Annotated in this window: 9 protein-coding genes; 6 read left to right on the top strand and 3 right to left on the bottom strand. The window is 44.7% G+C overall.

From position 1 onward, the window contains the following. A partial coding sequence (locus I2483_RS18680) for a hypothetical protein (protein ID WP_207278570.1) occupies positions 1-213 on the top strand: 213 nt, incomplete at its 5' end. Here the strand turns inward: I2483_RS18680 and I2483_RS18675 are convergent. Continuing rightward, positions 184-822 (bottom strand): RsfA family transcriptional regulator, encoded by a 639-nt coding sequence (locus I2483_RS18675; protein WP_207278569.1) that lies wholly within the window; start codon positions 820-822, stop codon positions 184-186. The two genes, I2483_RS18680 and I2483_RS18675, sit on opposite strands and share 30 nt — an antisense overlap. 182 nt (positions 823-1,004) lie before the next feature. On the opposite strand from I2483_RS18675, the gene I2483_RS18670 reads away from it, so the two are divergent. Together I2483_RS18670 and I2483_RS18665 are read left to right on the top strand one after the other, a co-directional pair. Further along, complete coding sequence (locus I2483_RS18670) at positions 1,005-2,303, top strand: HD domain-containing protein (protein WP_207278568.1); 1,299 nt, start codon at positions 1,005-1,007, stop codon at positions 2,301-2,303. An 11-nt stretch (positions 2,304-2,314) separates the two neighbouring features. Next, positions 2,315-2,821 carry a YwgA family protein gene (locus I2483_RS18665; protein WP_207278567.1) on the top strand — a complete coding sequence of 169 codons (507 nt, stop codon included), beginning with the start codon at positions 2,315-2,317 and terminating at the stop codon, positions 2,819-2,821. A gap of 387 nt (positions 2,822-3,208) precedes the next feature. On the opposite strand, the gene I2483_RS18660 is transcribed toward I2483_RS18665, so the two are convergent. After that, complete coding sequence (locus tag I2483_RS18660) at positions 3,209-3,394, bottom strand: 2-hydroxymuconate tautomerase (RefSeq protein WP_187045950.1); 186 nt, start codon at positions 3,392-3,394, stop codon at positions 3,209-3,211. A 68-nt stretch (positions 3,395-3,462) separates the two neighbouring features. Here I2483_RS18660 and I2483_RS18655 point away from each other — a divergent pair, with 68 nt between their 5' ends. Continuing rightward, positions 3,463-3,993: a YwhD family protein gene (locus tag I2483_RS18655; protein WP_207278566.1), complete on the top strand. Its 531-nt coding sequence runs from the start codon at positions 3,463-3,465 to the stop codon at positions 3,991-3,993. A 417-nt stretch (positions 3,994-4,410) separates the two neighbouring features. On the opposite strand, the gene I2483_RS18650 is transcribed toward I2483_RS18655, so the two are convergent. After that, positions 4,411-6,468, bottom strand: a complete 2,058-nt coding sequence (locus tag I2483_RS18650) for a transglycosylase domain-containing protein (protein ID WP_207278565.1) — start codon at positions 6,466-6,468, stop codon at positions 4,411-4,413. A 160-nt stretch (positions 6,469-6,628) separates the two neighbouring features. On the opposite strand from I2483_RS18650, the gene I2483_RS18645 reads away from it, so the two are divergent. Together I2483_RS18645 and argS are read left to right on the top strand one after the other, a co-directional pair. Then, positions 6,629-7,072 carry a YwiB family protein gene (locus I2483_RS18645; RefSeq protein ID WP_207278564.1) on the top strand — a complete coding sequence of 148 codons (444 nt, stop codon included), beginning with the start codon at positions 6,629-6,631 and terminating at the stop codon, positions 7,070-7,072. After that, positions 7,069-8,736, top strand: a complete 1,668-nt coding sequence (gene argS / locus I2483_RS18640; protein ID WP_207278563.1) for an arginine--tRNA ligase — start codon at positions 7,069-7,071, stop codon at positions 8,734-8,736. Before I2483_RS18645 ends, argS begins: the two co-directional genes overlap by 4 nt. Positions 8,737-9,181 lie beyond the last annotated feature (445 nt).

The raw sequence follows: 9,181 nt of genomic DNA, 5'->3' as shown, positions 1-9,181 counted from the left end.
CAACATCCCGCCGAAACAAAACAACGCTCCGTCGAAAGTAAGCAACGTCACGCCGAACTAAACAACGCTCCGTCGAAAGTAAGCAACATCCTGCCGAAACAAAACAACGCTAAGTCGAAACAAAACAACACTCCCGCCAAACAAAACAACACCTCGCGCAAAAACCATAGAAAAAACCGCCTATCAATGATGATTGATGGGCGGTTCTTTTGAAACTAGGTTGCCGTTTTGTTCCATCTTGAATACCGGTGCTGTGCGATCTGATTCATCATCTAGCGTGACGAGACGGCGTGCGCGGTTCATGATTTGAACAAATTGCTCGTAATCGGCGCGCAGGGTTTTATTCTCCTGCTGGAGTTTTGTAATTTCTCTTTGAAGCTGTTCTGACTTTTCATTCGCGATTTTAGCAGTTTGCCTCCAGCGAAGTGACTCGTTATCTCCCACGCCTGTGTGATGCATGCGCACAAGAAATGCGATAACCGTATCGAGAGAGAGTGCCGATAACGGAACGGAAATCTTTTGTTCTTCCTCTTGACCTTGCGAAGGGCTATATAATTGTTGTCCCCGTCGTTTAAAATCTTTTCCAAGGACACGTATTGCTTGTTTGCGTTCTTTCTTCGCGTCTGAAAGCTCTTTTTCATAATCACGTCTCACAACAGCGTTCCATCTGAACCCACAAGCCGCCGCCGTTCTGTTGAGTGCATCCCCAACTTCTTCGAAAGCGCTAAGTTGTGTACTACCTTCGCGTACATGTCGCAATACTGTGTCGGCTAATAAAGTATCGTTTTCTTCAATCCAAGCATCCTGTCTAACTTTCACCATTTTCGTGCCTCCAGTCATATGTTCATAGTCTCTTTCTACGGTCAGTGTGGACAGGATTCCGTTACTTTATTCATAATGAAAAAAGCATTCTATCTTTTTTTCACTCAAATGAACCTTTTTCCATCTTCCTACGAACCATTTTTGCGATTATACTAAAGGGAATGAGTTGACGGAGGTGCACGATGGAATACAAAGATGAAAAATTGGCTGAAGAGAAAGTTTTCAAAGATCCTGTGCATCGCTATATTCATGTGCGTGATAAAGTAATTTGGGATGTTATTGGCACAAGTGAATTTCAGCGCCTTCGCCGGATTAAACAGTTAGGCACGACGTATCTCGTATTTCACGGGGCAGAGCATAGTCGGTTCCACCATTCGCTAGGTGTCTATGAAATCGTCAGACGCATCATTGACGACGGTTTCAACGGCAGACCTGAATGGAACAACGAGGAACGTCTAGTGACGATGTGTGCGGCGTTGCTGCATGATCTTGGGCACGGTCCGTTTTCACATGCATTTGAAAAAGTGTTCGACCTCGACCATGAACAATTCACGCAAGCGATTTTGTTAGGGGACACGGAAGTAAATGCAGTGCTTCGTCGTGTTGCACCCGATTTCCCTCAAAAAGTGGCTGATATAATTGGAAAAACCTATCCGGATAAACTCGTAGTCAGTTTGATTTCTAGCCAAATAGATGCTGATCGGATGGATTATTTACAGCGTGATGCCTATTTTACAGGGGTATCGTACGGTCATTTTGATATGGAACGAATTTTGCGAGTCATGCGACCAACGGAAGAACAGGCCGTCATCAAGTATAGCGGCATGCATGCGGTGGAAGATTATATAATGAGCCGTTATCAGATGTATTGGCAAGTCTATTTCCACCCAGTATCCCGCAGTGCTGAAGTTATTTTGACGAAAATTTTACATCGCGCAAAACAGTTACATGCAAGTGGCTATATCTTTAAACAAGAGCCTGTCCACTTCCATTCGTTTTTCGACAAGACGTTTGTACTTGAGGATTATATTGCCCTTGATGAAAATATATTAATGACTTATTTTCAGGTTTGGATGAAGGAAGAAGACGCGATTTTATCGGACCTTTGCTATCGTTTTATCAATAGAAGATTGTTCCAGTATGCAGAATTTGATCCGGCAACAGAATACCGGAAAATCGGTGAACTTGAGCAGTTATTTAAGGAAGCAGGAATCGATCCGGCCTATTACCTCGTTACGGATTCGTCGTCGGATTTACCCTATGATTTTTATGGCCCAGGTGAAGAAAACGAACGCTTGCCAATTTATTTGCAAATGAAAAATGGCGACCTAAGCGAGTTGTCACGTTCATCGGATGTCGTAGACGCGATTTCAGGTAAAAGACGAACAGATCATAAAATCTACTTTCCGGAAGATGTTTTGGAAGCAGGAAAAGCAAAGAATCCTTTATACGGACGAATTTTACACATGCTGAAAGGTTAGGTGTCGATAAGTTGTTGCAAGAACATGCTAGAATTGTACAATTCATCTCAATGGCGAATGAAGTCACGGGCAGAAAAAAATTACAGAAAATGATTTATATCGCGAAAAAGATGAATTTCCCTTTCGTCGAAAAGTATGAGCTTCACATGTACGGACCCTATTCGGAGGAATTAACGCTACGCATTGAAGAACTGCGGGAGATGGGGTTTCTGGCCGAACAGTGCACTGACAAAGGATCGTACGTCCAATACAGCTACAAGGTGACTGATGCGGGTGCGGGTTTCCTGGAAATGGCAGATGATGCCCATGCAATGCTAGGAACCTGTATCGACAGCATGAACGTCAAAAGTTCCCGTTTCCTTGAACTCGTTTCAACATTGCTGTACTTCGACCATCTTGACAAGGACGAGCAAATCGCTAAAGTCCTTATCGTGAAAAATAAACTAAACTTCACTTCGGAAGAGATGACGGCGGCCTTTGATTTCATCAGTGAAGTTCAAACGTACGCAGTTCAATAAATGAACGCAGCCTAGGTTCGCCGCGTCCTAAGGCAATGGCTGCATGACCTGCATCCTGCAGGCCCAAGCGGAAAGCGTTGCTAAGCCCCGACAAGTAGGAGGGATGCAGTTCAATCCCTCCCTGCTGAATGGCCTAAAATAAAGACGCTTTTTGTCTTTATCTTTAGGACAGAAGCGACTCGAGGGGCTGACGCTTGGAGTCTGGACAATAAAGAAACGTCCCGACAATAATAAAAGGCTGTCCCATTGGAACGGAAAAGTTTCCGAAATGGGGCAGCCTTTTTTGAATGTGTTGGATAATACGAAATCTCGAATTGTGGAGTATTTTTAATATGAAAATTTCACGTCTAGACTCCGAGCTCCTGACCAAGGCGCTTCCGCTTTTGTTTATTGATCGCTTGGACGCTTACCAGCGATAGAATAATGGCTTTTCGACATTTCTTCGATAATGACAGAAACATTTTGAGCAGGTGCACCTGTTGTTTCAGCGACGGCTTCTGTCACTCTTTCGCAAAGCGCACGTTTTTGTTCATCTGTACGGCCTTCCAACATTTTCACAGTTACGATTGGCATTAGATTTCCCCCTCTCTGTATATATTGGGTATAGTATACATAGTATCAGATTTGGAGGGGACGAATAAATGACAAATGAAAATAAACCGAAACAGAAATTGGGTTTCACAATTATAAAGGACGATCCGACTGACGGTCATGGCGGATACGGGATTGGTTCGTTGTCACTTGAAAACGTGTCGCCGGTCATTATCGATGTCGAAGAAGGTGTTGCACGGATTGAAATTGGTGCGATGCATGCTAGAAGTGACACAGAACGCGGGGTCAAGTTTACGCTAAATCGCGAAGACTCAGAAGGTGGAAAACCGTACTGGCTCGTCTGGGTTACAATTGACTTTCAGGAACAGGGACCTTATTATGCAGGCGTTACAGCGTGTGAAATGGTCGTTAATCGTGAAAAACGTCGGGGATATAAAGTGCTCGCTGATCACGTGAATCGGATGGATAAATCGATGAAACGGAATATCATCGTTGATCATATGGATGATAAATCAAAGCAGATCTTAGCTGACTTCCTTGCGGCTCATAATAAGGAAATGTGGGATAGAAGTGAACCCAAACTGCATATTGATTTGAGTGTTGATTCGCCAGAGTTGTGAACAAATAGCGACAAATTCTGCATACTGCCCAATCTGAGGTTGAATGTCGGCCTGAAAGGCAGTACACTGAAATTACAGCTTGCAATTGTAAGCTAGGACAACCGGAATCGTGCATTTCCTGATAAATACCGTATCAAACAAACCCAAGCGTGATACATCGTTTAGCAGGACGCCTTGAACGGTAAAAAAGCTTTCCTTCCCCGAATTAATTTGGGAGAGGAAAGCTTTTTTGATTTTGATGAATTGAGGAGTGGGCCGAGCATATCTACCCGCTGACCGAGCATATCCCACGCCAAGCGAGCATAACCCGGGGCCAACCGATCATAACCCAGCGCCAACCGAGCATAACCCCGGGCCAACCGATCATATCCCGCGCGAAGCGAGCATAACCCCACGCCAACCGAGCATAAATCCAACTCACTCAAAAAATGAAAACGGAAACAGTTCAAACTTCTTCCCATCGGTTTCGCCTACTGAGCGCTGTTCCCGCAGTGTTTTATCCGTACATAACTTTTGAGGCATATCCTTCTCTTTTACATAAACGAGCCGCTGTTTCTCGCATTCATTTATCGCGATACCGCCAGTGTCAACGTCGATGATGACACCGTTGACTCCTTTCGGGGGGATGAATGGTTCGGGTGGAGTGCCTCGATTGACGGTCTCCATGAAGTCGATCCATATTTTTTTCGACGCTGCTTTATCGGTCATGTCGGTCAATTGTTTACCTACGTCATAACCGGTCCAAATTCCCGCCGTTAGTGAAGGGGTGTAGCCAATTAAGTATTGATCTGAAATCGTCGTCCCAGATTTTGCAGCATACGGTCTCGTTTGCTTTTGTCGCATGGATAATCCAGTGGCAGAAGAATAGTCGTTGAACACAGGATCGAACATACCAGTCATCAAATGGGTGAGGACAAATGCATCCTGCTCATTGATAACCTGTTTCTTGCTCATTTTTGGATGTTCATAGACCGTTTTACCCTCTGCATCCGTTATGGATAGAATTGTCGTCGGGACTGTTTCGATACCGCCCGAAGCAACTCGGTTATAAGCATTCGTCATGTCGGAAAGCGTGACAAGCGAGGTGCCGAGTGCGGTTGCAGGAGATTCTGGGAATTCACCCTCGATGCCAAGACGTTCAGCCATTTTACTGAATTTCTTATAACCGATATCTTCAAGCGTTTTTACTGCGTAAATATTATCGGAAATCGCCAGTGCTTGTGCAAGCGAGATAGGATGGCCGGCAAATTTACCGTTCACATTGTTTGGTTCATATGTCGAGCGACCTTCGTCGTAAGTGAAAATGGTCTTTTCGGTCGATAAAAACGTCAATGGACTGAACCCGTCTTCAAGTGCCGCCGCATATAGAATCGGTTTCATCGCGGAGCCAGGCTGGCGCTTTGCTTGAGTCGCCCGATTAAACGGACTTTCGGTATAATTCATGCCGCCGACGAGAGATGTGATTGCGCCCGTTCCAGTTTCAATCGACATGAATCCAACTTGTAAACCGCTATCCGGCATCCATTTGGTAATCGTTTCTTCGGCTGTTTGTTGGTGTAACGGGTTAAGCGTTGTCCGGATTGTCCAACCGCCCTCTGCTGGATAGCGCCCTTTCGCCGCGAGCACTTTTTCAGCCTCGCGCCACACTTCATCCAAGAAATAAGGGGCAACGCGTTTAGAGTCAGCCCATTCACGGTTTTTTAATGTGATTTTTTCGTTCGTTGCTCGCTCTTCTTGCCGAGCAGTAATATACCCTTGCGCTTCCATAAGTGACAGCACCAGCAATGTTCGTTCCCTCGATTTCTCTGGATTTTCAATAGGCGAATAAACCGAAGGCCCTTTCGCTATGGCGGTAATAACAGCAGACTCTTCCAACGTCAGATCTTTTGCTGACTTACCGAAATAAAATTTACTTGCCGCCTCGACACCATACATGCCATGTCCGAAGTAAACGGTATTCAAATAACCTTCCAAAATGACATCTTTTTCATAAAATATTTCCATTCGATAGGCGTAAAGTGCTTCAGTGATTTTACGTTTCCACGTCTTTTCAAACGTCAAATACAAGTTTTTCGCATATTGCATGGTAATTGTGCTGGCTCCTTCTACTTTGCGCCCGGATTTCGCATCTTTTAAAAGGGCGCCTGCAATCCGTCTATAATCAAAACCGTTGTGGGTATAAAAATTCTTGTCTTCTGTCGCGACGACTGCATCGATTAGAAACGGTGACATGTCATCGAGGTCAACCCAGTACCGTCGTTCCGCGGAAAATCGGTCGCCAATTTGCCTGCCGTCTTTATCAAGAAAGACAGAAGCTTTTGGCACGCTTAAAGAAGGCGCGCCTGTAATTTGAGCATATAGCCTGAGCGATAGGAAGATGGTCAGCGCCGCCATTATCATCGTGACGGTTAGCAGCAACAGCCGTCGTAACGCCGAGCGTCTTTTTTTCTGTTTCACATACACTGTCCGTTGCATACGATCCCGTCCCGTCCATATCATTGCATCTAGTATGGGACGCATAGAAACAGATTAAACGGAACATGCGTAAAAACATGCATTGCCTCGGATAGATTGAAATGTAGACGGTAAAAAGGATATAATAAGAAGATGTTTTCATGTAAAGGACAGTGAGTGTATGGAATCGCGGGAAAAAGAGCGATATGTAACGATTAAGCTCCATTCGTCTATTCGCCATCCAGGCCAAGACGAGGAGAAGCACGAATTGAATGCTAAAGGTTTGTTGATAGAAAAAGCAGGCAAATCATATTTGAAATATGAAGAACAACAAAGTGGGAAGTCGGTTCAAACAATTGTTAAATTGGATTCGACTGACGCGCTCATTATGCGTCGAGGTGCCGTGACGATGCGGTTGCCGTTTGTTGCAGCTGGTGAACGCCCAGGAACGTACGGCAGTGGGCCAGCGACGTTTGACTTAGTTGTCAAAACGGATAAGCTCGATTTTACAAAGCAAAAAAATAATTCGGGCGGACGATTCAATGTAAACTATGATTTACATGCAGAAGGATCGCTTCTCGGGACATACGAACTGACTATTACATACACGGAGGGAACAAAATGAACGCGGTAGAACAGATTCAACACGAGGTAAAAACAGCTCTACGCCAAGCCGTAATTGATGCTGGCTTGGCAGAAGAAACAGCGATACCAGACATTATGCTTGAAACACCTAATAACAAAGACAATGGCGATTATGCGACGAACATTGCTATGCAACTGACGAAATTAGCGAAAAAGCCACCGCGTGCGATTGCGGAAGCGATTCTTGAAAAGTTAAATACAGATGGCACATCAATCGAATCAATTGAGATTGCAGGTCCCGGTTTTATCAATATCAAATTAAAAACGGATTACTTAGGCGACATTGTCAAGACTGTTCTTGAGCAAGGCGAGAACTACGGCCGTTCAAACTTCGGCAATAAACAAAAAGTCCAAGTTGAATTCGTTTCTGCCAATCCAACAGGTGATCTTCACCTTGGACATGCACGCGGAGCTTCTCTTGGCGATTCTCTATCCAACGTTCTCGATTTCGCTGGCTACGATGTAGCGCGCGAATACTACATTAACGATGCAGGAAATCAAGTGCACAACCTAGCTACTTCAGTTGAAGCACGTTATTTCCAAGCACTCGGTTTGGATAAAGAAATGCCGGAAGACGGCTACCAAGGGCCTGACATTATTAATATCGGAAAAATGCTGGCAGCTGAATATGGCGATAAGTATGTCCATACGCCAGATGAAGAGCGTTATGCATTCTTCCGCCAATACGGCCTTGATCATGAATTAGAGAAACTAAAGACAGACCTTGCCAACTTCCGTGTGTCGTTCGACGTCTGGTTCTCTGAAACTTCCTTATATGAAAATGGGAAAATCGATGTTGCTCTTGATAAATTACGTGCCAATGGCCATGTCTTTGAAGAAGATGGCGCGACATGGTTCCGTTCAACAACTTTCGGGGATGACAAAGACCGTGTGTTAATTAAAAACGACGGTACGTATACGTATTTAATGCCAGACATCGCGTACCATGAAGATAAATTGTTCCGTGGATTCGATAAATTGATCAATATTTGGGGCGCAGATCACCACGGTTATATTCCGCGCATGAAAGCGGCAATCGAAGCGCTTGGTTACGGCAACGACACGCTAGAAGTCGGCGTCGTCCAAATGGTTCAGTTGTTTAAAGATGGCGAGAAATTCAAGATGAGCAAGCGTACAGGGAAAGCCGTAACATTGCGTGAGCTAGTTGAAGAAGTTGGTTTGGACGCAGTCCGTTACTTCTTCGCAATGCGCTCAGGCGACTCGCAAATGGACTTCGACCTAGATCTTGCGATTTCTCAGTCCAATGAAAACCCTGTGTACTATGCACAATATGCGCATGCACGGATTTCATCAATCTTGCGCCAAGCAGATGACAATGGAATGGCTGCATCTGTGGATAATGTTTCTTTATTGCAAGCTGAAAAAGAGCTGGAATTACTGAAAAAAATCGGTGATTTCCCACAAGTAATCAGTGATTCAGCGAGAATCCGTTCACCGCACCGCGTTGCAACGTATATCCAAGAACTTGCTGCGACATTCCATAGTTTCTATAACGCAGAAAAAGTGTTAGATCCAGACAACCGCGAATTATCGGAAGCGCGACTTGCACTCATTACAGTCACACGCACAACAATTGCAAATGCATTGAAATTGATTGGTGTTTCTGCGCCGGAAAAGATGTAATAAAATTGAACGCCACACTTGAGAGATTGTTATCTCTCAAGTGTGGCGTTTTTCACATGCAGATATTCTCTCTATATATGTTGAACAAATGAATACGACGTATGCTCTTTACAAGGGCTTTTGAAGGCCGCTGAATAAGTCCAAATACCTGGAATGAATTAGAAATTCTGCTACTACCGCTTCGCCGCTTTGTGGATGCCTCCCGCGATAAGCCGGAAAGGAGACCACTTTCAGTCTTATCGCTCCGGCTACCACGAAGTCGCGCCTTCGCTGGATGGTCTATGTAGATGGCGCATTTTGTTATCAATAATTACGTAGAGATTAATAAAAGTCCCGGTATAATGGATAGATTTTGAAATCCTACTACTACCGCTTCGCCGCTTTGTGGATGCCTCCCGCGATAAGCCGGAAAGGAGACCACTTTCAGTCTTATCGCTCCGGCTAC

The organism is Sporosarcina sp. E16_3 (assembly GCF_017347125.1).
Classification (GTDB): Bacteria; Bacillota; Bacilli; order Bacillales_A; family Planococcaceae; genus Sporosarcina.
Note: the sequence above shows the minus strand (reverse complement) of the source record. Positions and strands in the feature narration are given on the sequence as shown.

Coding starts and splice junctions, on each gene's coding strand:
- I2483_RS18675 (WP_207278569.1), bottom strand. CDS start 822: ATGGTGAAAGTTAGACAGGATGCTTGGATTGAAGAAAACGATACTTTA.
- I2483_RS18670 (WP_207278568.1), top strand. CDS start 1,005: ATGGAATACAAAGATGAAAAATTGGCTGAAGAGAAAGTTTTCAAAGAT.
- I2483_RS18660 (WP_187045950.1), bottom strand. CDS start 3,394: ATGCCAATCGTAACTGTGAAAATGTTGGAAGGCCGTACAGATGAACAA.
- I2483_RS18655 (WP_207278566.1), top strand. CDS start 3,463: ATGACAAATGAAAATAAACCGAAACAGAAATTGGGTTTCACAATTATA.
- I2483_RS18650 (WP_207278565.1), bottom strand. CDS start 6,468: ATGCAACGGACAGTGTATGTGAAACAGAAAAAAAGACGCTCGGCGTTA.
- I2483_RS18645 (WP_207278564.1), top strand. CDS start 6,629: ATGGAATCGCGGGAAAAAGAGCGATATGTAACGATTAAGCTCCATTCG.
- argS (WP_207278563.1), top strand. CDS start 7,069: ATGAACGCGGTAGAACAGATTCAACACGAGGTAAAAACAGCTCTACGC.